The sequence below is a fragment of the Streptomyces griseus subsp. griseus genome (assembly GCF_003610995.1).
Lineage (GTDB): Bacteria > Actinomycetota > Actinomycetes > Streptomycetales > Streptomycetaceae > Streptomyces.
The window spans coordinates 3,681,146-3,704,100 of record NZ_CP032543.1; the positions used below are offsets into that span (position 1 = coordinate 3,681,146).

A 22,955-nucleotide genomic window follows, 5' to 3' on the forward strand; every position below is an offset into this window, starting at 1 on the left:
GTGAGGGGCCAGGGGGTGTCAGGGGACGTAGGGGCGGACCGCCCGCGCCTCGCGCAGGGCCCGGCCCCACCAGCCGAGCTGGTCCAGCATCAGCCGCACCGCCCGGTCCCGTGCGCAGGCGCCGGCGTGGTCCTCCAGCGGCGTGTGCAGGAAGTCGAGGGCGACCCCGTTGCGCAGGGTCACCGTGTGCAGCTCCGTGAAGACCGAGCGCAGCTGCTCCACGGCGTACAGCCCGGACGAGCCGTGGCCGTAGCTCACGAAGCCGACCGGCTTGGTCTGCCATTCGTCGTACGCGAAGTCGATGGCCTGCTTGAGGGAGGCCGGGAAGGAGCGGTTGTACTCCGGGGTGACCACGACGAAGGCCTCGGCCTCCCCGATCGCCCCGGCGAACTCCGTCATCTGCTCCGTCGCCCGCTCCGGGTAGTGCACGGGGAAGTCGAACTCCGCCAGGTCCAGCACGACGAGGTCGAGCTCGCCCCGTACCCGAGCCCGCTCCACGAACCATCGGCCGACCGCGTCGCCGATGCGCCCTTCGCGCGTGCTGCCGATGATCACCGCGACCCGCAGCGGATCCCCACCGTCCCCGGTCTCCTCGTTCCCCCCGTTCCTCCCGGTCTCGTCGGTCTCCCTGTCGTCCGTCACGCCGTCCGTCCAGCCCGGCATCGCTCGGTCGTCCGGCATCGCTCGCTCCTCCTCCCGCTCCCTCACCTCCTGGGCGCCAGATGCGGGGGCGCGGCCGCCAGATGCGATCTGGCGGCCGCGCCCACGGCCGGTGTACTCGGCTGGAACGTTCCTCGCGACCGGTCCCTGGGTCAGTGGCGGTCAGCGCTCCCGTGAGTAGAAGAAGTAGAACGTGGACAGAAAGACGCCCACGCCGACCACCAGGCCCAGCACGGTCGACCGCAGCACGCCGGTATCGGTGAGGCTCACCAGGAAGCCGACGGCGCAGGCGGTCAGGGCCCCGTACGCGAGGGCGCGCACCCCGTGCGGCAGCGACCGCTGGATCCGGCCCAGCGCGAAGCAGAGGGCCGCCACCGCCGCACCGGAGACGAGTCCCAGGACGACCTGCCCGCCGGTGCTGGGGCCGCCGTCGCGGCGGATGAACGCGGCGTAGAAGCCGTAGATGATGCCGAGCGCCAGCGGCACCGCCACGGCGTACGGAGTGAGACTGCGGGGCCGTGCATGCGCGCGGGCCCTCTTCCGGCCGGGCATGGCTGCGTGTGTGACCATCGCGGACAGCTCCTTCCCTCGCCCCCGTCGCGCGCCCCCGTTCCTCCAGAGCACACCCGCCCGCGCGGCCCGGCAACTCGAACGGCGTACGGCCCCGAGCGGTCCGGCCCGGGACGGGATTTCCTGGAGCAGTGCTGACCTCTGCTGCGGCGCCCTCGAAGGCCTCGGCCGTCTCGACGGCCTCGATGGCGCTCTCGGCCGTCCTGATCGTCCTGCTCACCGCCCTGGTGCCGTTCAGCGCGCTCTCCGCCTGGGTCGACCTGGAGATCGACGACACCGACCGGTACGTCGCCGCCGTCTCCCCGCTCTCCTCCGACCCGGCGGTGCAGAGCACCGTCACGGAGCTGATCACCGACAAGGCGATGGAGCAGATCGACCTCGGCCCGCTCCAGGAGACGGTCCGGGACTTCCTGCACGAGACCGTGCGGTCCTTCACCTCCACCGAGGCCTTCGCGAACGCCTGGGACACCGCCAACCGGACCGCGCATGAGGCGGTGACCGCCGCGCTGGACGGTGACAGCGGAGAGGCGGTCACCATCGACCTGGGGCCGGTGATCCAGCAGGTCAAGCAGGATCTGGTGAACCGGGGGGTGCCCTTCGCGGACCAGATCCCCGTCCAGCGGACCGAGATCACGGTGATCGGCGCGGACCGGGCGGACACCCTCAGGGACTCGTTCCACTGGCTGCGCTACTGCAGCATCTGGCCGGCCATCGCCACGCTGGTCCTGCTCGTGCTGGTGGTGGGCATCGCGACGGTACGGGGAGGGCTCCGGGCCGGTCTGACCGCTACGGCGGCCGTGGGCGCCGGGTTCGTCCTCGGGGCGATCGCGCTGCGGATCCTGGTGGCGGTCGGCCGGAGCCGGGCGCTGGAGGAGGTTCCGGGCGCCGACCGGGACGCGGCGGCCGCGGTGGTCGACGCCCTGACGGCGTCGCTGCGGACCACGGTGTGGGTGGTGCTGGCCGTGGGCGCGGTCCTGCTGGTGGGGGCGGTGCTGGCCCGGGTGCTGCTGGGGCGGCGGAGGGCCGGGCCGGGGTGACGTACCGACGTTTCACGTGAAACAGCCGTGCCGACGTTTCACGTGGAACAACGGGAGAGAACCCGCACGGAGGACCGCCGGTCGGCTCAGAGCTCCGGCGGACGTCCCTGGAGGCGATCCATCTCACGGCGGTCGCGCTTGGTCGGCCGGCCGGTGCCCCGGTCCCGTACCGGAACCTGGATCGCCAGCTCGCGCGGCGGCGGGGGCGGGCTGTTGTCGACGAAGCACTCGGCGGCCACCGGCGGACCGACCCGCTTCTTCACGATCTTCGAGACGACGACCACCCGGTCCCGCCCCGCGTGCCGGAGCCGTACCTCGTCGCCGATCCGGACGGCCTGGGCGGGCTTGGCCCGCTCGCCACCGACCTTCACATGGCCGGCCCGGCAGGCCGCGGCCGCCTGGGCACGGGTCTTCGTCAGCCGGACCGACCAGATCCACACGTCGACCCGGACGCTTCCCTCCGCCTGCGGCGCGTCACCGGAAACCATGGGTACGACTGTAGTCCGGGTGGACGGACCAGCGGCCGGGAACGTCCGGACCGGCGGGAGGGGAGCCCATGGGCGTCCTTCCTGGTCGACAGGTGCGGTGCACCGTACCCGGCGCCGCCGAGCACATGTCGGCCGCGCCTGCCGTTCACCGTGGGCTCCCGGTTCCGTTCCCCAGCCACACTTTTGAGGGACGCACATCAGGCCCGCACCGGAGGGGGCACAGGCCTGATGAGCGGTTCACCCCATGGGGTTCGGGGTCACACCCCGATGTCGCGCCCGTCCTTGCGCCAGACCGCGACGACGGAGGGGCGGACGATCTTGCCCGGGCCGTCGGGCCAGATGCTCGCCGGCTTCTCCACCGAGGCGCCGTCGACCTCGCCCGGGTGCTGGACGGCGACCAGGACGCGGCGGTCCTGGATGACCGGCCCGCAGGTCTCCGCGCCGGTCGGGACGGTCAGGAACTGCTTCAGCTCACCACGCCGGTCACCGCGGGTGGCGACACCGAGGAGGCCGTCGTGCGAACCGAGCTGGTTGCCGTCGGTCGAGATCCACAGGTTGCCGTGCGCGTCGAACGCCACGTTGTCCGGGCAGGAGATGGGGCTGACCCGGTCCTTGGGGAACCCGGCGAAGTACGTCGACGGGTCGTTCGGGTCGCCCGCGACGAGGAAGAGCCGCCAGGCGAACCCGTCGCCCGCCGGGTCGTCCCAGTTCTCCGCGAGCTCCAGGATCTGCCCGTGCTTGTTGGCGTTGCGCGGGTTGGCCTCGTCCGCCGGGGCCTTGCCCTCCTTGCCGCGGTCGGTGTTGTTGGTGAGCGCCACGTAGACCCGGCCGGTGCGCGGCGAGGGCTCGACGTCCTCGGGCCGGTCCATCTTGGTGGCACCGACCTTGTCACCGGCCAGCCGCGTGTGGACGTACACCTCTTCGGCGGTCATGCCCGGCACGTGCGAGGTGGTGCCGGTGGCCAGCGGGATCCAGACCCCGCTGCCGTCGAACTCGCCGTCGGAGGGCAGCTTTCCGGTGCCGTCGATCTCGGCGGCCGGGGAGTCGCCGGTCAGCTTGGCGACGTAGAGCGTGCCCTCGTCCAGCAGCGTCAGGTTGTGCTCGCGGGCGGCGCGCGAGTTGCCCTTCTTCATCCGCTTGCTGGAGACGAACTTGTAGAGGTAGTCGAACCGCTCGTCGTCGCCCATGTAGACGACCGGGCGGCCGTCCGAGGTCAGCCGGGGCTGGGCCGCCTCGTGCTTGAACCGGCCCAGCGCGGTCCGCTTGCGCGGGGTGGAGTCCGGGTCGTACGGGTCGAGTTCGACGACCCAGCCGAAGCGGTTGGCCTCGTTGGGCTCCTTCGCCAGGTCGAACCGCCGGTCGAACCGCTCCCACTTGCGCTCGGTGGCGCCGGTGCCGATCCCGTACCGCTTGTGCTCGGCGGTGGTGGCGTTGGCGAAGTACTGGTTGAAATTCTCCTCGCCGTGCAGGGTGGTGCCCCACGGAGTGGTGCCGCCGGCGCAGTTGTTGAGGGTGCCGAACACCTTGCGGCCGGTGCGGTCGGCGGACGTACGGAGCAGGGGGCTGCCCGCGGCCGGACCGGTGAGCCGGAATTCACTCGTCGCGGTGAGGCGGCGGTTCAGCGGGTGACGGCTGACCACGCCCAGCTTGCCGGTGCGGCTCTCCTCCTGGACGACGACCACGGAGAGTCCGTGCGCGGCCCAGGCGATCTCCACCTGCTCGCGCGTGGGGTTGGCCGGATCGTAGCCACGGAACATGAGGTTCTCGTTCGTGTACTCGTGGTTGGCGACCAGAACCTGACGGCCGCGCTCGCCGGGGAGCGGGAGCAGCGAGAGGAAGTCGTTGTTGTAACCGAACTGGCCCGCCTGCGCCTTGGCGGACTGCTTCTCCGGGTTGAAGGCGGGCGCCCCGCGCAGGATCGGCTCACCCCACCGGATCACCACGTTCTGGCTGTAGCCGTCGGAGACGGAGACCTTGTCGTCCTTGTTGGGCGCGACCGGCGAGAACCTCAGGCCACGGGCGCCGGAGGGGGCCGGTTTCGGCGGGTTCGGTCGGTGGCCGTGTCCGGCGAGCGCGGCGGCCTCCGCCTGCGGGGTACCCGGGCCGGTCAGCGCGGCCGTCCCGGCCGCGGCGGCGACCGTCACGACGGCGGCCGTGCGCATCATCGAGCGGCGCGAGACGGCACGGGCGATGATGTCGCCGGCGTACTCGTTGTCGCTGGTGTTCGGGACCTCCTGGAAGCAGGCGTCCCCACAGCGGTAGCGGCAGGTCAACGCGGAACGCCCGCCCGGGTGGGGGCTGATGAGCGGCAGCAGATTACGCACGTGGGATTCCCTCCGTCGGTGTGTCGTGCGTGACGGTAGGGCCGCCCTCACCCGGTCCGTGGGACGTGCGGTGAACGGCGGGTGAAGTCCGGGTCACCGCTGTTCCCTTGCAGCCGTACGGGTCCACGGCCCCGGCCGCCGGCCCGGGATCGGCCCGGGATCGGTTCCGGCTCGGTTGGCGCAGGGGTGGGCCGGACCGGCGAACGGCCGGATCCGGCCGCTAACCTTACGTATCCGTCCTGGCCAGGGATGAAATCGCCCAGGTCGGACATTCCCCGCACCCAACTCATGCGAAAGGCCTCGCCCATGGGCATTCGGAGCTTGCTGCGCAAGGTGTTCGGCCGCACGGAGCAGGACGAGCCGACCACGGCCACCGTCCCGCCCCAGGCCGAGCGCACCCAGTCCACGGAGGCGGAGCCGGAGACCACTTCGGCGGCCGGGTCCACGTCGGGGACGGAGGCGTCCGAACCGAAGCCGTCCGAGCCGAAGGCTTCGATCCCGGCCCCGACGTCGCCCGGCGCGAAGACCACCGGGACCACCGACGATGACGCCGGTGCCGCGGACCTGGTGGCCGCGGCGTTCGACAAGGCGGCCGCCACCCCGACGACGTCCTCTCCCTCGCCGATCGTCCCCGCCCAGAGTTCGGGCCCGGACGCGGAGCCGAAGGCGCAGCCCGTCGCGGAGCCGGTAGTTGAGCCGAAGGCCGAGCCGGACGTGGAGCCGAAGGCGGAGACCGCCGGCGTGGAGACCGTCTCGGAGCCCGTGGTCGAGCCGGTCGCGGAACGGGCGGTCGAGCCGGTTGCCGAGGCCGTCGCCGAGCCGGAAGCGGAATCCGTCCCGGAGCCCGTCGTTGAGCCGGTCACCGTGGAAGAGCCCGCTGCGGAGCCGGTGAAGGCCGCTGGGCCCGTCGAGGCGGACGAGCCCGCCGCCGAGCCCGTGAAGGCCGAGGAGCCGGCACCGGACCCGGCCGTGAAGCCGGTCGAGAAGCCCGCTGCGGAGCCGACCCCGATCACGATCGACTTCGACCTCGCCCCGGAGCCGGCCACTGAGCCGGAGGCCCAGGCCACCGCGCCTGAGCCGGAAGCCCGGCCGGAGCCGGAAGCGGAAGCAGCCCCCGCAGCGGAGGCAGCCCCGAAGACCGCAGCCCCCACCGAGGTCGACGAAGCCGCCACCACCGGTGCGGCCCCCGAACCGGCCGCGGCCATCCCCACCATCCCCGAGCCCCCCAAGGCGACCCCCGCAGCCAAGCCCGCCACCCCTCTCGCCCGGGTCACCCAGCGCGCGCCCCAGCTCGTCGCTTCGTACAAGGCGGCGCAGGCGGCGCTCAAGGCGCACGGGCTGACCGGGCTCCGCGCCCGCGTCTACCTGGTACTCGACCGCTCGGGCTCCATGCGGCCGTTCTACAGGGACGGCAGCGCCCAGCACCTGGGCGACCGCGCCGTGGCGCTCGCCGCCCACCTGGACGCCGACGCCACCGTGCCCGTCGTCTTCTTCTCGACCGACATCGACGGCACCGGCACGATCGAGCTGGCCGCCCACGAGGGCCGCGTCGACGAGCTGAACGCCGGGCTCGGCCGCCTGGGCCGGACGAACTACCACCGCGCGGTCGAGGAGATCGTGGCGCACCACGAGAAGTCGCAGGCCGACGGACCGGCCCTGGTGATCTTCCAGACGGACGGCCCGCCGGACGCCAAGCAGCTCGCCCGCCAGGCGCTGGCGGACGCGGCGCGGCTGCCGTTGTTCTTCCAGTTCGTCGGGTTCGGCGAGCAGGACGGTAAGGGCTTCGACTTCCTGCGGAGGCTGGGCGCCCCCAACGCCGCCTTCTTCCACGCGGGCCCGGCCCCGCGCGAGATCGCGGACGCCGAGCTCTACCGGGAGATCCTCGCCGGGGTGCCGGCCTGGATCGCGGCGCGCGAGGCCCGCTCCGAGGGCTGATCGACCGCAGGCCGGTCGACCGGCAGCCGTGCGGTCACGGCGAGACCGCCGCCCTCCGGGCCAGGTACCGCCGTGACCGTACCGCCGTGGGCCACCGCGATGGACCGCACGATCGACAGCCCGAGGCCCGACCCCGGGCCCATCCGGTCCCGGCCCTCACCTCGCCGGAACGGCTCGAAGAACCCCGCGATGTCGGCCTCGGAGACCACCGGGCCGGTGTTGCGCACCACCAGGGCCCCGTCCTCCGTCAGCGAGATGTCCACCGAACCGCCCGGCACGTTGTACGTCAACGCGTTGGCCAGCAGGTTCGACACCAGCTGGGAGAGCAGCAGCCGGTTGCCGCGCACGGGGCAGGCCGCCACCTCGACGCTCACCGCAGGTCGCGCCCCCGCCCCCGGGTTCGGCCGCACCCCCGGATGCCGGGCCGCCTCCTCGGCCACCACCCGGTCGAACCGGACGTCCTCGCGCTCGTCGGCGGCCAGCCCCCGTTCGCTGCGGGCCAGCACGAGCAGCCCCTCTATGAGCCGCTCGCTGCGCCGGTTGGTGTCCAGCAGCGTCTGCCGGGTGCGGACGAGGTCCTCGGGCGACGGGTCGTCCAGCCCCACCTGGATCGCCGCGCGCTGGGTGGCGAGCGGGGTCCGCAGCTCGTGCGAGGCGTTCGCGATGAACCTGCGCTGGCTGTCGAAGGCCTTCTCCAGCCGGGCCAGCAGCGCGTCCAGGGTCTCGCCCAGCTCCTTCAGCTCGTCGTCGGGCCCGCTGGAGGCGATCCGCTCGTGCAGCGTCCGCTCCGAGAGCCGACGGGCCTTCGCCGTCATGGCGTGCACGGGCCGCAGCACCCGTCCGGCGATCCACCAGCCCACGCCGACCGCGCCCGCCGTCATCACCAGGAGCGCGGCGATCGACCAGTACATGTGCTGTTTGCTCGCCGCGTCGCTGACGTGGTCGGTCAGTTCGTAGACGGTGGGGCCGCCGGTCGGGCTGCGGGCGATGAACGGCCCGTTGACGGTGTACCCGGGCGGTACGACGACGGCGGAGGAGGCGATGGCGCGCGCCTCGGAGTCCGTACCCGCGCGGGAGGCCACGTTGACGGTGGCGAGCAGAGCCGTGCCGAGGACCAGGAAGACACCGCCGTACACGAGGGCGATGCGGGTGCGGATCGTGGAGTGCGGCAGCTTCGACGCCTCCACCAGCCGCCGCAGCCGGAACCGGCCCGGCCGCTTCACAGGGCGTACCCGACGCCCTGGACGGTACGGATCAGCGCGGGCTCACCGAGCTTGGCCCGGAGTTTGCTCATGCAGACGCGTACGGCCCCGGTGAACGGATCGGCGTTGGCGTCCCAGGCCCGCTCCAGCAGCTCCTCGGCGCTGACCGTCCCGCCGTCGGCCTCCAGAAGCAGTTGCAGCACGGTGAACTCCTTGGGGGACAGGTCCAGCTCCCGGCCGTCGCGGAGCGCGGAGCGCCGTACGGTGTCGAGTCGGATGCCGTGCCGCTCCAGCTGCGGCGGTACGGGTCTGGCGCTGCGGCGGCGCAGGGCGCGGACCCGGGAGACCAGCTCGGGAAACTCGAACGGTTTGCTGACGTAATCGTCGGCGCCGAGGTCGAGTCCGGCGACGCGGTCCTCCATGGCGCCGGAGGCGGTCAGCATCAGGATTCGCGTACGGGAGCCGGAGGCCACCAGCCGGCGGGCCACGTCGTCGCCGTGGACGCGCGGGAGGTCCCGGTCGAGGACGACGACGTCGTAGTCGTGCAGCCCGAGGTAGGCCAGGGCCGCGTCCCCGCTGTAGACGGTGTCGACCGCGAAGCCGGCCCGGCGCAGCCCGGTCGCGACCAGTTCCGCGAGGATCTCCTCGTCCTCGGCGACCAGTACCCGCATGGTGATGTCCCCTGCCTCGTGCACGCTTGTCCGCTCCCTCCCAGGATGCGACTTTCCTGGGGGAACCATTACGGGAAGGGATGTTTCGCAAAGCTCTCCACCGGAAGGCACGGCTCCACCCGCCCGCGGAGCCCCCGGTTATCGATGTGAGTGGATCTTCAACGGACCGTTAGGATTTCGACCATGGCGGCCACTGGATCCGAGAAGCAGGGGGCGACGGCGTACTACGTCTCGACCCCCATCTACTACGTCAACGACGCTCCTCACCTGGGCCACGCCTACACGACCGTCGCAGGCGACGTGCTCACGCGCTGGCACCGCCAGCGCGGCGAGAAGGTGTGGTACCTCACCGGCACGGACGAGCACGGTCAGAAGATCATGCGCACGGCCGAGGCGAACAACGTCACTCCGCAGGCTTGGTGCGACAAGCTCGTCGAGGAGGCGTGGAAGCCCCTCTGGGAGCATCTGAACATCGCGAACGACGACTTCATCAGGACGACGGAGAAGCGGCACACCGACCGTGTGCAGGAGTTCGTGCAGGACCTGTACGACAAGGGCGAGATCTACAAGGGCGGGTACGAAGGCCCGTACTGCGTGGGCTGCGAGGAGTACAAGCTCCCCGGCGATCTCCTCGACGGCGAGGGCGAGTTCGCGGGTCAGAAGCTCTGCCCCATCCACAAGAAGCCGGTGGAGCTCCTCAAGGAGGAGAACTACTTCTTCAAGCTGAGCGCGTACGGCCCGAAGCTGCTGGAGTTCTACGCGGCGAACCCGGGCTTCATCCAGCCCGAGTCGGCCCGCAACGAGATCGTGAACTTCGTCGAGCAGGGCCTCCAGGACCTGTCGATCTCGCGCTCCACCTTCGACTGGGGCGTCCCGGTCCCGTGGGACGACAAGCACGTCATCTACGTCTGGATCGACGCGCTCCTGAACTACGCGACGGCCGTGGGCTACGGCGCCAACCAGGAGAAGTTCGACGGTACGTTCCCGGCGGACGTGCACCTGATCGGCAAGGACATCCTCCGCTTCCACGCGGTGATCTGGCCCGCGATGCTGATGGCGCAGGGCCTGCCGCTCCCCGGCAAGGTCGTCGCCAACGGCTGGCTGATGGTCGGCGGCGAGAAGATGTCCAAGTCGAACCTGACCGGCATCAAGCCGCAGGACCTGACCTCGCACTTCGGCGTGGACGCGTACCGCTGGTACTTCCTGCGGGCCATCGCGTACGGCAGCGACGGCTCGTTCTCCTGGGAGGACTTCTCCGCCCGTTACACCTCCGAGCTGGCCAACGACTACGGCAACCTCGCCTCGCGCGTGGCGGCCATGGTCGGCAAGTACTTCGGCGGCACGCTGCCGGAGGCCACGGCCGCCGGTGACGCCGAGCGGACCGTGCGCGAGGGCCTGGCGAAGGCCGTCGAGACCGCCGATCAGAAGATCGGCGAGGAGCTGGACTTCCAGTCCGGCATCCTGGCGATCTTCGACTTCGTGAAGCAGGTCAACGGCTACATCACGGAGCAGGAGCCGTGGAAGGTGGCCAAGGACACCACCCCGGAGGGCCAGGCCCGCCTGGCGACCATCCTGTACACGGCCGCCGAGGCCCTGCGCGGGGTAGCGGTCCTGCTGAACGCCGTGATGCCGGAGACCTCGCAGAGCCTGTGGGAGTCCCTGGGGGCCGAGGAGTCCCTGGGCGCCCTGGCCGACCAGAGGGTCCAGGACGCGGGCGCCTGGGGCACTCTGCCCGCCGGCGCGACGGTGACGAAGGGCGCGGTGCTGTTCCCGCGCCTGGAGGAGAAGCCGGCGTAACGCGTTCGTACGCGCGTCAGGAGCCCGGGACCACCGCATGGGGTCCCGGGCTCCTGACGTACGGCGCCGGGGCGGCGCGCCCAGTTCGTGAGCGGCTCGGTGTCCAGCTCGATCCCGACCGGGTCGGGGAGGGTGACGGTCTGGCCGACGAGGTGACCTCGACGGCCAGGAGGACGCCGTCGGGGAACGCCCGCACCGTACGGACCGGCGCTCACCGCCTCAGCGAATCCGCGTCCCCCATCACGATCACCGGTTTCAACTCCGGGTCCAGGGTGCGCAAAAGCTCCTCCATGCGCTCCTGCGGGACGGAGACGCAGCCCTGGGTGGGGCCGCCGTGGTCGACGTGGATCCAGATGCCGCCGCCGCGTTCGGGGCCGAGGGGGCGGTCGCGGTCCAGGGGGGTGACGCCCTCCACACGGTTGTAGTTGATCGCGACGACGTAGTCGAAGGACCCTTCCAGCGGTTCGCCGAAGAAGCCCTCGCCGTCCACCGCGAACCGGGGCTGCTCGTCGTACGGGAGCAGCGCGCCCGGGTCGGGGAGGCGGCCGCCCGCGTCGGTGAGGGAGTAGACGCCCTTGGGGGATCTCAGGTCGCCCGCCACGTGGTGGTCGGTCCAGCCCGCCATGCCGTTGTGGGCATCCCACGGACCGGCTACGGCGACCCATCCCTCCGCCGGGTCCTCACGGCTGTACAGCACCGCGCTGGACCGGTTGGCGTCCTCGTCCTCCCCGGTGACCACGAACGCCTGCCGGGCCTCCTCGGGGATCTCCGCCCGGGTCTGCGGCCCCAGGCCCGGGATCTCGGCGGGGCTCGGCGTCGGCTCCGCGGAGGGCGATGCGCGGAGTACGGAGGCGGCGTCGGACTCCGGGCCGGGGGCGCCCTGGCCCGGGGCCGCGACGGGCGTCCTCACGGGTGCGGGGCCGGACGCGCAGCCCGTGAGCAGCAGGGCCAGGACGAGGAGCGGTGCGGCGAGCAGGGCGGACGGGCGGAGCGGGACGGACACGGTGGCGGGCTCCTCGGGTGACGGCGGACGGCGTGGCGGGGCGGCACGCGGCGCAAGAGGGGTGTCTCGGCGGGAGAGCGGGTCTCGCTACGAGAGGGGCGTCTCGGTGCCAGTCTTTGCCGCACCCGGCGGCGCCGAATCCGAACCGGGGCCATCCGGCTGTACCGCGTCGCCCGCCGGTCACGGGCTCGCGCGCTCCCGCAACGAAACAGCCCCCGATCGGGTGACCGGGGGCTGTTTCACGTGAAACATCCGCAGAGCGGGACCGTACGGACTAGTTGGCGGCGGGCTTCTCCGACGCGCTCGCGCCCTTCGCCGCGACCGGCTTGCGCAGCTGGATGTTCAGCTCGCGCAGCCGGGACTCGTCCAGCTCGGTCGGGGCGCCCATCATCAGGTCCTGGGCGTTGCCGTTGAGCGGGAAGGCGATCGTCTCGCGGATGTTGGGCTCGTCGGCCAGCAGCATCACGATGCGGTCGACGCCCGGGGCGATGCCACCGTGCGGCGGAGCCCCGAGGCGGAACGCGCGGAGCATGCCCGCGAACTCGTGCTCAACCGTCTCGCGGTCGTAACCGGCGATCTCGAAGGCCTTGAGCATCAGCTCGGGCTCGTGGTTACGGATGGCACCCGAGGACAGCTCGATGCCGTTGCAGACGATGTCGTACTGCCAGGCCAGGATGTCCAGCGGGTCCTTCTCCTCCAGGTCGGCCAGACCGCCCTGGGGCATCGAGAAGGGGTTGTGCGAGAAGTCGATCTTGCCGGTCTCCTCGTCCTTCTCGTACATCGGGAAGTCGACGATCCAGCAGAACCGGAAGACGCCCTCCTCGAAGTGGCCGGCGCGCTTGGCGGCCTCGACCCGGACGGCCGACATGATCTTGGAGACCTCGTCGAACTCACCCGCGCCGAAGAAGACCGCGTGGCCCGGGACCAGCGAGAGGCGCTCGGTGAGCGTCTTGACGTCGGTCTCGGTGAGGAACTTGGCGATCGGACCGGCCAGCGCGCCGTCCTCGCCCACACGCACCCAGGCCAGGCCCTTGGCGCCGTGCTCCACGGCGTACTCACCGAGGCCGTCGAAGAACTTGCGGGACTGGCCAGCGGTGTCCGGGACGGGCAGGGCGCGGACGTGCTTGCCGGCGAACGCCTTGAACCCGGAGTCGGCGAAGACGTCCGAGATGTCGACCAGCTCCAGCTTGGCCCGCAGGTCCGGCTTGTCGTTGCCGTACTTCAGCATCGACTCGCGGAACGGGATGCGCGGGAACGGCGAGGTGACCTCGCGGCCGTTGCCGAACTCGGTGAAGAGCTCGGTCATCAGCTTCTCGATCGGCTGGAAGACGTCCTCCTGCTCCACGAAGGACATCTCGACGTCGAGCTGGTAGAACTCGCCCGGCGAGCGGTCCGCGCGGGCGTCCTCGTCGCGGAAGCAGGGCGCGATCTGGAAGTAGCGGTCGAAGCCCGAGATCATCAGCAGCTGCTTGAACTGCTGCGGGGCCTGCGGCAGCGCGTAGAACTTGCCGGGGTTCAGCCGGGACGGAACGACGAAGTCACGGGCGCCCTCGGGGAGGTCGCGGTGAGGATCGGGGTCGCCATCTCGTTGAAGCCGAGGGCCACCATCTTGGAGCGGATGGAGGCGATCACGGCCGAGCGCAGCAGGATGTTGCGGTGCATACGCTCGCGGCGCAGGTCGAGGAAGCGGTACTCCAGGCGCCGCTCCTCGTTGACGCCGTCCTCGGTGTTGATCGTGAAGGGCAGCGGGCCGGCCTCGCCGAGCACCTCGACCTCGGTGACCTCGATCTCGATCTCACCGGTCGGCAGCTCCGGGTTGACGTTCTCGGCGCCGCGCGCGGAGACCTTGCCGTCGATCCGGACGACGGTCTCCTTGGTGAGCTTCGCCAGGGCCTCGTTGCCGGGGGTGCCGGGGCGGGCGACGAGCTGCACCAGACCGTAGTGGTCGCGCAGATCGATGAAGAGGATGCCACCCAGGTCTCGGCGATTGTGCAGCCAGCCGCTCAGCCGGACGTCGGTGCCGACGTCAGAGGCGCGGAGCTCGCCGCAGGTGTGGGACCTGTACCGATGCATCGTCGTTCATCCAGTCTTCGCGGTTAGGTGTGGATTGAGCTTCCCCAGGCTACCGCCCGGGGCCGGGCCTCTTCATTTCCCTTTGCCGCCCGCACCCGGCGGGGGCCCGCGCTCGGCGTCCCCTCGGTGGCGTACGGAGAGCACATCTTCCTAAAGTGGGGCAATGCGCACCGAGGAAGTCCTGGCCGCGATCGCGACCGGCCTGTGGCGCTGGGACAACGCGGCCGGCACGGTCACACTCGACGCGGAGGCGGCCCGGCTGCTCGGCCTGCCCCCCGAGCCCGGCAGCTACCGGGAGGCGGCGGTGCGCTCCCGCTTCCACCCGGTCGACTGGAACGAGATCTACGGCGTCGTGAACCTGGCCGTCGCCGAGGGCACCCTGGCCGAGGCACGGCTGCGGATCGTGGACGAGCGGGGGAAGGTGCTGCGTACCGTACGCAGCCGCTCCAAGCCGATCGTCCCGGGGGAGCGGGGCTCCACGGACTACGTCCTCATCGGCACGCTCCAGGAGGTCGCCGAGCCGCAGCTGGGCTCCGTCGGCCCGCACACACCGATCACCGGGGACTGGCGCAGGTCCCGGGAGGCGTTCCTGCTGGACGCCGGGCGGGCGCTGGCGGAGGCCCGTTCCACGGAGGAGGTGCTGCGGGTCGCCGCGTCGCTCTCCATGCCCGGGTTCTCCCCGGACGGCCTCGCGGTCTTCGGCTCGGCCGGGGAGCGGCTGACGATCATCGGCCACCACGGGCAGAGCCCGGAGGACGAGGACCCGTTCACCGACATGCCCCTGGACACCGACTACCCGGCCGCCGAGGTGGTCCGCACCGGCCGCGCGATCTACCTCCCCTCCCCCGAGGAGTACCGCCGCCGCTACCCCGCCACCTGGCCGCTCGCCCGCCGCTTCGGCCGGCAGTCCTGGGCGTACCTCCCGCTGGTCTCCGCCGGCCGCACGATGGGCGCGTGGATGGCCGGGTTCCGGCATCCGGTGGGGTTCTCGCCCGATGAGCGCGCGGTGCTCACGACGGTCGCCCGGATGCTCGCCCAGGCGCTGGCCCGGGCCGGGGTCGCGGAGACCGAACGGGAGCTGTCGCTCGGGCTCCAGCGGTCGATGATGCCGACGCTGGGGCCGGACATCCCGGGGATGACGGTGGCCGCGCGGTACGTGCCGACCGGCGGCGGGCTCCAGGTGGGCGGCGACTGGTACGACATGATCCCGCTGCCCAGCGGCCGGATCGCCCTGGTCATCGGTGACGTCCAGGGCCATGACGTACGGGCCGCCGGGCTGATGGGACAGCTCCGCATCGCCCTGCGCGCGTACGCCTCCGAGGGGCACCGCCCGGACGCCGTGCTCTCAAGGGCCTCGCGCTTCCTCTCCGGGCTGACCGACGCGTACGAAGGGGTGGCGGGCGGCGACGAGCCCTCCGCGTCGCGCTTCGCGACCTGCCTGTACGCGGAGGTCGACCCGGAGACCGGCACGCTGGACATCGCCCGGGCGGGCCATCCGGACCCGGTGGTGGTGAGCGCCGACGGCACGGCGGTGATCCGGCAGACGGCGGGCGGGCTGCCGCTGGGCATCGAGACGGACTCCGACTACCCCACGACCCGGGTCGTCCTGGAGCCCGGAGAAACGATCATGCTGTGCACGGACGGCCTCATCGAGACCGGCGGCCACGACATGGCCACCGGCTGGGGCAGGCTGCGCCCGGTCCTGGAGGAGCCCACCGAGGACCTGGAGGAGATGGCCGACGCCCTGGTCCAGGCCGTGCACGGGCCGACCTCGCACTACACGACCGGGCCGCTCGCCGACCGCCGCGAGGACGACATCGCGGTGCTGGTGCTGCGGCGGGAGAGCGTACGGGAGCCGGCGACGCCGGCCCGCCGGAGCGTCCTGACCATCGCGCAGGCCGAGCCGGAGCGGATCTCGGTGGGCCGCCAGCTCGTACGGGAGCTGCTGCACGACTGGAAGGACCCCGAGCAGGTCGACTCGGCGGTCCTGATGGTCTCGGAGATGGCCACCAATGTGCTGGTCCACACGGACGGCGACGCGCTGATGGCGGCGGAGGTCTCCGGGGAGCGGGGGGAGCGGCGGCTGCGGGTGGAGGTGGCCGACGCGAGCGACGAGCTGCCGCACAAGCGGAGGCCGGGGGAGATGGCGTCCAGTGGGCGGGGGCTGGTGCTGATGGAGATGCTGGCGGACGCGTGGGGGGTGGATCCGCGGGGGGAGGGGAAGTCGATCTGGTTCGAGCTGTACGAGGCGGGTGGGGCGGGTCCCTGAGGCCCGGGGGCTCCGGGCGAGGTCTCCCGCGGGAGGGTTTGGCCCTCAAACGCCGGACGGGCTGGAATGGGCGCCGCCGGACGGGCCGGGACTGCTGCCGCCGGACGGGCCGGAAGCACCGCCGCCGCCTCCCGACCGCCTGCGCAGCTCGCCCAGGACGCCGAAGGCCGCCGCGCACATCGGGACCGCGAGCAGCATGCCCATCAGACCGGCCACGCTCGCGCCCGCCGTCAGGGCGATCATGATCATCGCCGGGTGCATCTGCACCGTACGGCTCTGGATCACCGGCTGGAGCACATGGCCCTCCAGCACCTGGACCGCGAGGACCACCCCCAGTGCCCACAGCGCGATCACGAAGCCCCGGTCCGCCAGGGCGACCAGGACGGCGACGGCGCCGGAGATGAAGGCGCCGAGGTACGGGATGTAGGCGCCGACGAAGACCAGCGCGCCCAGCCCCACCGCCCCCGGCACATCCAGGATCAGCAGGCCCACCGTGATGCACACGGCGTCGATCAGCGCGATGAACGTGGTGCCGCGCATGAAGCCCTCGACGGCCTCGAACGCCCGGCGCCCCATCGCCTCCACCAGATCGCCGGTGCCGCGCGGGGCCACCGCGTGCGCGAGGTCCACGGCCCGGTCGGAGTCGCGCAGGAAGAAGAAGGTCAGCAGCAGCGCCAGCACACTGGTCGCCACCAGCGTGCCGATCAGGCTGATCCCGCTGAGCAGGCCCCCCGCCGCGCTCGCGCCGAACTTCTCGACCAGGTTCTTGGCGTTGTCGGCCAGGCTGTCGACGTCGGTGTTGCCGCCGATGTCGAAATGGTCGACGACCCACTGCCCGGCGTCCTTCAGGGAGCGGACGATCTGATCGCCGGAGTCGACGAGGGCGGTGACCACGATGTACCCGGCGCCGCCCACCACCCCGACGAGCGCCGCACAGGTCAGCCCGGCGGCCAGCGAGCGGTTGAGGCGGCGGGCGATGAGCCAGCGGTGCACGGGGCCGAGCAGGGCGGTGCCCAGGAGGGCGAGCAGCACCGGTGTGACCGCCGTCTTGAGGGCGACCACCAGCCAGATGCCGACGGCGGCGACCCCCACGACCAGCAGGACGACACCGCACCAGGCGGCCGTGCGGCGGGCGCCGTCGGGCAGGAGGGGCTTGGAAGCGGGCACCCTCCCACCCGATCACGGCGCGCGTCACCGGGCCCGCCCACCGCCACCGTACGGGTGACGGGGCGTCAGGGACGGCCGCCTGAGGCTCCGCACGAGGTGGACCTCAAGGGCCGTACCGAGGTGTCACATGCCGTGGACCGCCGGGACCGTGCCGAGGCGGCCGGCCTGGAAGTCCTCGAAGGCCTGCTGCAGCTCGGCCTGACTGTTCATCACGAACGGCCCGTAGTGCGCCATCGGCTCCCGGATCGGGCGGCCGCCGAGGAGCACGATCTCCAGGTCCGGGGTGTTCCCGTCCTGCTTCTCGTCCGCGCGGACGGTCAGCGAGGAGCCGCTGCCGAACACCGCGGTCTGCCCGAGGCGGATGGGCCGGCGCTCCTCGCCGACCGTGCCGCGCCCGGCCATGACGTACGCGAGGCCGTTGAAGTCCTCGCGCCAGGGCAGGGTCACCTCGGCCCCGGGCCGGACGGTGGCGTGGATCATCGTGATCGGGGTGTGGGTGATGCCGGGCCCTGGTGCCCGTCGAGTTCACCGGCGATGACGCGGAGCAGCGCGCCGCCGTCCGGGGAGGTGAGGAGCTGCACCTCGCCGCCGCGGATGTCCTGGTAGCGCGGGTTCATCATCTTGTCGGCCTTGGGCAGGTTCACCCAGAGCTGGAGCCCGTGGAAGAGCCCGCCGGACAGGACGAGCGACTCCGGCGGCGCCTCGATGTGGAGGAGCCCCGACCCGGCGGTCATCCACTGGGTGTCGCCGTTCTCGATGGTGCCGCCGCCACCGTTGGAGTCCTGGTGGATGAAGGTGCCGTCGATCAGGTACGTGACCGTCTCGAAGCCGCGGTGCGGGTGCCAGGGCGTGCCCTTCGGCTCGCCGGCGGCGTACTCCACCTCACCCATCTGGTCCATCATGATGAACGGGTCGAGGTGCTGGTAGTTGATCCCCGCGAACGCGCGGCGGACGGGGAAGCCCTCGCCCTCGAATCCGCTCGGCGCCGTGGTGACGGCGAGCACGGGACGGGCCACGGCGTCACCCGAAGCGGCCACCTTGGGCAGGGTCAGCGGGTTGTCGACGGTCACTGCGGGCATGGGAGCCACCTCCGGGCGAGTCTGCTGGGACGAATTTAGTTGAATGGTGAACATCCTGCAAGGCGTGCGGCATTCCCGGCCCGCCGACGAGGACGTCCGGACACCCCCACGGACAGCGCGAGGGCCCGCGCCCGAAGCGGCGCAGGCCCTCACCCGTACAAGAAAACCGCAGGTCATAAACGCACGGACCCGGAACCCCTACCCGTACATACGCCGCATCGCGAAGTCGACCATCTGCTCCACCGCCTTGGCGTCGAAGACCATCCGGTGATCGCCCTCCATGTCCAGGACGAAGCCGTATCCCGTGGGGAGCAGGTCGATCACCTCGGCGCCGGTGATCACGAAGTACTTGGACTCCTTGCCCGCGTAGAGCCGCAGCTCCTTGAGCGTGGTGAACATCGGGATCACGGGCTGCTGCGTGTTGTGCAGCGCCAGGAAGCCGGGGTTGTCGCCGCGCGGGCAGTAGACCTTCGACGTGGCGAAGATCTGCTGGAAGTCCTCGGCGGAGAGGGAGCCGGTGGTGAAGGCCCGTACCGCGTCGGCCAGGGAGGGCGGGGAGGGCTCGGGATACAGCGGCTGCTCGCCGTAGCCGCCACCCATCTGACCCATCTGACCCATCTGCTGCTGAGCACCAGGGTTCTGGTCGTAGCCGTACATGCCGCAAAGAGTAATCGGACACATCTGCGGCTTGAGGGGTTGCGCCTTATTACTGACGGGTAGCATCATCGTAGAGGTCAGCTGATACACCCGCGTCCGCCTGGACCCACGCCTGCCTGTCGCCCGACCCGCATCACTCCCCGGGGCGCTGTGCGCCACTGCTATTGATTACGGAGCCTTCCCATGGGGCACTACAAGTCGAATCTCCGCGACATCGAGTTCAACCTCTTCGAGGTGCTCGGGCGCGACAAGCTGTACGGCACCGGCCCGTTCGCGGAGATGGACGTCGACACCGCGAAGAGCATCCTCGACGAGGTCGTCCGCCTCGCGGAGAACGAGCTCGCCGACTCCTTCGCCGACGCCGACCGCAACCCGCCGGTCTTCGACCCGGAGACCAATACCGCGCCGGTCCCGGAGAGCTTCAGGAAGTCGTACCAGTCCTTCATGGACTCGGAGTACTGGCGCCTGGGCCTGCCCGAGGAGATCGGCGGCACCACCGCGCCCCGCTCCCTGATCTGGGGCTACGCGGAGCTGCTGCTCGGCGCCAACCCGGCCGTGTGGATGTACTCCTCCGGTCCCGCCTTCGCGGGCATCCTCTTCGAGGAGGGCACCGAGGAGCAGAAGAAGGTCGCGGAGATCGCCGTCGAGAAGCAGTGGGGCTCCACGATGGTGCTGACCGAGCCGGACGCCGGCTCGGACGTCGGCGCCGGGCGGACGAAGGCCGTGCAGCAGGAGGACGGCTCCTGGCACATCGAGGGTGTGAAGCGCTTCATCACCTCGGGCGAGCACGACATGTCCGAGAACATCCTCCACTACGTGCTGGCGCGCCCCGAGGGCGCCGGCCCCGGCACCAAGGGCCTCTCGCTCTTCCTGGTCCCGAAGTACCACTTCGACTGGACCACCGGTGAGCTGGGCGAGCGCAACGGCGTGTACGCGACGAACGTCGAGCACAAGATGGGCCTGAAGGCCTCCAACACCTGCGAGATGACCTTCGGCGACCGCCACCCCGCCAAGGGCTGGCTGATCGGCGACAAGCACGACGGCATCCGCCAGATGTTCCGCATCATCGAGTTCGCCCGCATGATGGTCGGCACGAAGGCCATCGCCACCCTCTCCACGGGCTACCTGAACGCGCTGGAGTACGCCAAGGAGCGCGTCCAGGGCACGGACCTGTCGCAGTTCATGGACAAGACGGCGCCCAAGGTCACCATCACGCACCACCCCGACGTGCGCCGCTCGCTCATGACGCAGAAGGCGTACGCCGAGGGCATGCGCTCCCTCGTGCTGTACACGGCCACCGTCCAGGACGCGATCCAGGAGAAGGAGGCCGCGGGCGAGGACGCCAAGGCGCTCAACGGCCTCAACGACCTGCTGCTCCCGATCGTGAAGGGGTACGGCTCCGAGAAGTCCTACGAGCAGCTGGCGCAGTCGCTCCAGACGTTCGGCGGATCGGGCTACCTCCAGGAGTACCCGGTCGAGCAGTACATCCGGGACGCCAAGATCGACACCCTCTACGAGGGCACGACGGCCATCCAGGGCCAGGACTTCTTCTTCCGGAAGATCGTCCGCGACCAGGGCACCTCGCTCAACACGCTCTCCGAGGAGATCAAGAAGTTCCTCGCGGGCGCCCAGGGCAACGAGGAGCTGGCCCCCGCGCTGGACTCGCTCGCCAAGGCGGCCGTGGACCTGGAGGCGATCGTCGGCACGATGATCACCGACCTCACCGCGACCGGCGAGGACGTCAAGAACATCTACAAGGTGGGCCTCAACACGACCCGCCTCCTGATGGCCTCCGGTGATGTCGTCGTCGGCTACCTGCTCCTCAAGGGCGCGGCCGTGGCCGCCGAGAAGCTGCCGACCGCCTCCGCCAAGGACGTGGCCTTCTACCAGGGCAAGATCGCGGCCGCGAAGTTCTTCGCCGCGAACATCCTGCCGGGCGTCTCGGCCGAGCGCGCGCTCGCCGAGAACGTCGACAACTCGCTGATGGAGCTGGACGAGGCCGCGTTCTAGGAATCGCTCGTCTGTTTCGTCAACACGCGCCGCCATCCGGAATTCGCTCGGGTGGCGGCGCTTCACGCTTGACGACCTCCCGCCGCACACGGAGCTGATCGACGGGAGCCTGGTTCTCGCGAGTCCGCGGCGGGCATCAAGCACTTCTGGCTCGTCGGGACGGCCGGCGAGAAGGCCCGCCCCATGGTCATCACCTACGAACTGGATCCGGTCAACAAGACGTACGCCTCCACCGGCGTCCACCACGACCGCCTCAAGCTGTCCGCCCCGTACGACATCGACCTGACGGCGATCGACGAGCTGTAGGCCCGGGGCCTCCCCAGAGCACCGCGCCGGTCACCGGATAGCGGACCCGGGTCCCTCGATACAGTGAAGACCATGAGTTCTCGCCACCGGTTCGACCGTGCGCACACCGATGATCTGATGTCCTTCCTGGCGGCGAGCCCGTCCCCGTACCACGCCGTGGCCAACGCGGCCGCCCGGCTGGAGGTGGCCGGATTCCGTCAGGTCGAGGAGACCGCCGCCTGGGACGCGAGCCCCGGCGGGAAGTACGTGCTCCGCGGCGGGGCGATCATCGCCTGGTACGTGCCGGAGGGCGCGTCCGCCCACACCCCGTTCCGGATCGTCGGCGCGCACACCGACTCCCCGAACCTGCGGGTGAAGCCGCTGCCGGACACCGAGTCGTACGGCTGGCGGCAGGTGGCCGTCGAGATCTACGGCGGCACGCTGCTGAACACCTGGCTCGACCGGGACCTGGGCCTGGCCGGCCGGATCTCGCTGCGGGACGGCACCGACCGGCTCGTCAACATCGACCGGGCGCTGCTGCGGGTACCCCAGCTGGCCGTGCACCTGGACCGGTCGGCCAACACCGACGGCCTGAAGCTGGACCGGCAGCGCCATATGCAGCCGATCTGGGGTCTCGGGGACGTGGCCGAGGGTGACCTGATCCGGTTCGTCGCCGAGGAGGCGGGCGTCGACCCGGAGGACGTCACCGGCTGGGACCTCATGCCGCACCCCATCGAGCCGCCGTCCTACCTGGGCCGGGACCGCGAGCTGGTCGCCGGGCCGCGGATGGACAACCTGCTCTCCGTGCACGCCGCGACCGCCGCCCTGGCCGCCGTCGCGGGACAGCCGGACGAGGAACTCCCGTACATCCCCGTGCTCGCCGCCTTCGACCACGAGGAGAACGGCTCCCAGTCCGACACCGGGGCCGACGGGCCGCTCCTGGGCACGGTCCTGGAGCGCTCGGTCTTCGCCCGGGGCGGTACGTACGAGGACCGCGCCCGCGCCTTCGCCGGGACGGTCTGTCTCTCCTCCGACACCGGCCACGCCGTGCACCCCAACTACGCCGAGCGGCACGACCCGACGCACCACCCGGTCGCCAACGGCGGCCCGATCCTCAAGGTCAACGTCAACATGCGGTACGCCACCGACGGCAGCGGCCGCGCGGTGTTCGCCGCCGCCTGCGAGAAGGCGGGCGTGCCGTGGCAGACGTTCGTCTCCAACAACTCGATGCCCTGCGGCACGACGATCGGCCCGATCACCGCCGCCCGGCACGGCATCCGGACCGTGGACATCGGCGTCGCGATCCTCTCCATGCACAGCGCGCGGGAACTGTGCGGCGCGGACGACCCGTATCTGCTGGCCAACGCGCTCACGGCGTTCCTGACGGACTGACAGCCGCGTTCAACGTCCGCCTCGCACATGGTTGTTGCGCGGCAGGGTACCCGACCGGTACATCGGTCCGGATGCACCGGATCGTCGAGGAGGCGGGAATCATGGGACTCGGAGGATGCATTCTTCTGATCGGTGGTGGCGCGATCCTGGCATTCGCGACCGACTGGAAGGCCGACGGGATCAATCTCGACCTGGTCGGCTGGATCATGATGCTCGTCGGCCTCATCGGGGTGTTCGTCTACATGAGCATCGCGCGTCGTCGGCGCATGGTCGTTCCGCCGACCACCACGGTCGTGCAGGACGACGAGCACCGCTACCACTGACCGGGGTGGGCAA

Annotated in this window: 17 protein-coding genes and 2 pseudogenes; 8 read left to right on the plus strand and 11 right to left on the minus strand. The window is 71.1% G+C overall.

Annotated elements, in window-relative coordinates; all coding sequences use genetic code 11:
• Positions 1–18 precede the first annotated feature (18 nt).
• Positions 19–642 carry an NADPH-dependent FMN reductase gene (locus D6270_RS16365; RefSeq protein WP_382772137.1) on the minus strand — a complete coding sequence of 208 codons (624 nt, stop codon included), beginning with the start codon at positions 640–642 and terminating at the stop codon, positions 19–21.
• Between the two features lie 180 nt (positions 643–822).
• Positions 823–1,230: a hypothetical protein gene (locus D6270_RS16370; RefSeq protein ID WP_109164745.1), complete on the minus strand. Its 408-nt coding sequence runs from the start codon at positions 1,228–1,230 to the stop codon at positions 823–825.
• Between the two features lie 185 nt (positions 1,231–1,415).
• On the opposite strand from D6270_RS16370, the gene D6270_RS16375 reads away from it, so the two are divergent.
• Complete coding sequence (locus D6270_RS16375) at positions 1,416–2,267, plus strand: hypothetical protein (protein ID WP_109167407.1); 852 nt, start codon at positions 1,416–1,418, stop codon at positions 2,265–2,267.
• Positions 2,268–2,353: 86 nt separating this feature from the next.
• On the opposite strand, the gene D6270_RS16380 is transcribed toward D6270_RS16375, so the two are convergent.
• Entirely contained in the window at positions 2,354–2,755 is a 402-nt protein-coding gene (locus D6270_RS16380) for an RNA-binding S4 domain-containing protein (protein ID WP_109164744.1), read from the minus strand.
• A 257-nt stretch (positions 2,756–3,012) separates the two neighbouring features.
• Positions 3,013–5,079, minus strand: coding sequence for a PhoX family protein (locus D6270_RS16385; protein ID WP_109164743.1), 2,067 nt, complete (start codon positions 5,077–5,079; stop codon positions 3,013–3,015).
• A 306-nt stretch (positions 5,080–5,385) separates the two neighbouring features.
• Between D6270_RS16385 and D6270_RS16390 the strand changes: the two genes are divergently transcribed.
• A complete protein-coding gene (locus D6270_RS16390) occupies positions 5,386–7,014 on the plus strand; it encodes a VWA domain-containing protein (RefSeq protein ID WP_109164742.1) in 1,629 nt (542 codons plus the stop codon).
• On the opposite strand, the gene D6270_RS16395 is transcribed toward D6270_RS16390, so the two are convergent.
• Positions 6,948–8,237: a sensor histidine kinase gene (locus D6270_RS16395; protein ID WP_109164741.1), complete on the minus strand. Its 1,290-nt coding sequence runs from the start codon at positions 8,235–8,237 to the stop codon at positions 6,948–6,950. The two genes, D6270_RS16390 and D6270_RS16395, sit on opposite strands and share 67 nt — an antisense overlap.
• Positions 8,234–8,887 (minus strand): response regulator transcription factor, encoded by a 654-nt coding sequence (locus D6270_RS16400; RefSeq protein ID WP_161031496.1) that lies wholly within the window; start codon positions 8,885–8,887, stop codon positions 8,234–8,236. The genes D6270_RS16395 and D6270_RS16400 overlap by 4 nt, the downstream gene beginning before the upstream one ends.
• Before the next feature lie 183 nt (positions 8,888–9,070).
• Here D6270_RS16400 and metG point away from each other — a divergent pair, with 183 nt between their 5' ends.
• Positions 9,071–10,684 carry a methionine--tRNA ligase gene (gene metG, locus D6270_RS16405; RefSeq protein ID WP_109164739.1) on the plus strand — a complete coding sequence of 538 codons (1,614 nt, stop codon included), beginning with the start codon at positions 9,071–9,073 and terminating at the stop codon, positions 10,682–10,684.
• A gap of 211 nt (positions 10,685–10,895) precedes the next feature.
• Here the strand turns inward: metG and D6270_RS16410 are convergent, their stop codons facing one another.
• Positions 10,896–11,687: a L,D-transpeptidase family protein gene (locus D6270_RS16410; RefSeq protein WP_109164738.1), complete on the minus strand. Its 792-nt coding sequence runs from the start codon at positions 11,685–11,687 to the stop codon at positions 10,896–10,898.
• A gap of 274 nt (positions 11,688–11,961) precedes the next feature.
• A pseudogene (aspS, locus tag D6270_RS16415) lies at positions 11,962–13,760 on the minus strand (aspartate--tRNA ligase).
• A gap of 163 nt (positions 13,761–13,923) precedes the next feature.
• Between aspS and D6270_RS16420 the strand changes: the two are divergent.
• Complete coding sequence (locus D6270_RS16420; RefSeq protein ID WP_109164736.1) at positions 13,924–16,029, plus strand: ATP-binding SpoIIE family protein phosphatase; 2,106 nt, start codon at positions 13,924–13,926, stop codon at positions 16,027–16,029.
• A gap of 45 nt (positions 16,030–16,074) precedes the next feature.
• On the opposite strand, the gene D6270_RS16425 is transcribed toward D6270_RS16420, so the two are convergent.
• The 3 genes and pseudogenes from D6270_RS16425 to D6270_RS16435 form a co-directional block, all read right to left on the minus strand.
• Complete coding sequence (locus tag D6270_RS16425) at positions 16,075–17,196, minus strand: AI-2E family transporter (RefSeq protein WP_109164735.1); 1,122 nt, start codon at positions 17,194–17,196, stop codon at positions 16,075–16,077.
• 123 nt (positions 17,197–17,319) lie between these two features.
• Positions 17,320–18,275, minus strand: a pseudogene (locus D6270_RS16430) (pirin family protein).
• 198 nt (positions 18,276–18,473) lie between these two features.
• Positions 18,474–18,932 (minus strand): SseB family protein, encoded by a 459-nt coding sequence (locus D6270_RS16435; RefSeq protein ID WP_015609740.1) that lies wholly within the window; start codon positions 18,930–18,932, stop codon positions 18,474–18,476.
• Between the two features lie 183 nt (positions 18,933–19,115).
• Here D6270_RS16435 and D6270_RS16440 point away from each other — a divergent pair, with 183 nt between their 5' ends.
• The 4 genes from D6270_RS16440 to D6270_RS16455 all read left to right on the plus strand — a co-directional run bounded on the left by D6270_RS16440 (position 19,116) and on the right by D6270_RS16455 (position 22,942).
• Positions 19,116–20,942 carry an acyl-CoA dehydrogenase gene (locus D6270_RS16440; protein WP_109164733.1) on the plus strand — a complete coding sequence of 609 codons (1,827 nt, stop codon included), beginning with the start codon at positions 19,116–19,118 and terminating at the stop codon, positions 20,940–20,942.
• 183 nt (positions 20,943–21,125) lie between these two features.
• On the plus strand, positions 21,126–21,248 hold the full coding sequence (locus D6270_RS16445; RefSeq protein ID WP_318780022.1) for a hypothetical protein: 123 nt from the start codon (positions 21,126–21,128) through the stop codon (positions 21,246–21,248).
• A gap of 72 nt (positions 21,249–21,320) precedes the next feature.
• Positions 21,321–22,619 (plus strand): M18 family aminopeptidase, encoded by a 1,299-nt coding sequence (locus D6270_RS16450; RefSeq protein ID WP_109167406.1) that lies wholly within the window; start codon positions 21,321–21,323, stop codon positions 22,617–22,619.
• A gap of 101 nt (positions 22,620–22,720) precedes the next feature.
• Complete coding sequence (locus D6270_RS16455; protein ID WP_018489753.1) at positions 22,721–22,942, plus strand: DUF6458 family protein; 222 nt, start codon at positions 22,721–22,723, stop codon at positions 22,940–22,942.
• Positions 22,943–22,955: the final 13 nt, after the last annotated feature.

Coding starts and splice junctions, on each gene's coding strand:
- D6270_RS16370 (WP_109164745.1), bottom strand. CDS start 1,230: ATGGTCACACACGCAGCCATGCCCGGCCGGAAGAGGGCCCGCGCGCAT.
- D6270_RS16375 (WP_109167407.1), top strand. CDS start 1,416: ATGGCGCTCTCGGCCGTCCTGATCGTCCTGCTCACCGCCCTGGTGCCG.
- D6270_RS16380 (WP_109164744.1), bottom strand. CDS start 2,755: ATGGTTTCCGGTGACGCGCCGCAGGCGGAGGGAAGCGTCCGGGTCGAC.
- D6270_RS16390 (WP_109164742.1), top strand. CDS start 5,386: ATGGGCATTCGGAGCTTGCTGCGCAAGGTGTTCGGCCGCACGGAGCAG.
- D6270_RS16400 (WP_161031496.1), bottom strand. CDS start 8,887: ATGCGGGTACTGGTCGCCGAGGACGAGGAGATCCTCGCGGAACTGGTC.
- metG (WP_109164739.1), top strand. CDS start 9,071: ATGGCGGCCACTGGATCCGAGAAGCAGGGGGCGACGGCGTACTACGTC.
- D6270_RS16420 (WP_109164736.1), top strand. CDS start 13,924: ATGCGCACCGAGGAAGTCCTGGCCGCGATCGCGACCGGCCTGTGGCGC.
- D6270_RS16435 (WP_015609740.1), bottom strand. CDS start 18,932: ATGTACGGCTACGACCAGAACCCTGGTGCTCAGCAGCAGATGGGTCAG.
- D6270_RS16440 (WP_109164733.1), top strand. CDS start 19,116: ATGGGGCACTACAAGTCGAATCTCCGCGACATCGAGTTCAACCTCTTC.
- D6270_RS16445 (WP_318780022.1), top strand. CDS start 21,126: ATGGTCATCACCTACGAACTGGATCCGGTCAACAAGACGTACGCCTCC.
- D6270_RS16450 (WP_109167406.1), top strand. CDS start 21,321: ATGAGTTCTCGCCACCGGTTCGACCGTGCGCACACCGATGATCTGATG.
- D6270_RS16455 (WP_018489753.1), top strand. CDS start 22,721: ATGGGACTCGGAGGATGCATTCTTCTGATCGGTGGTGGCGCGATCCTG.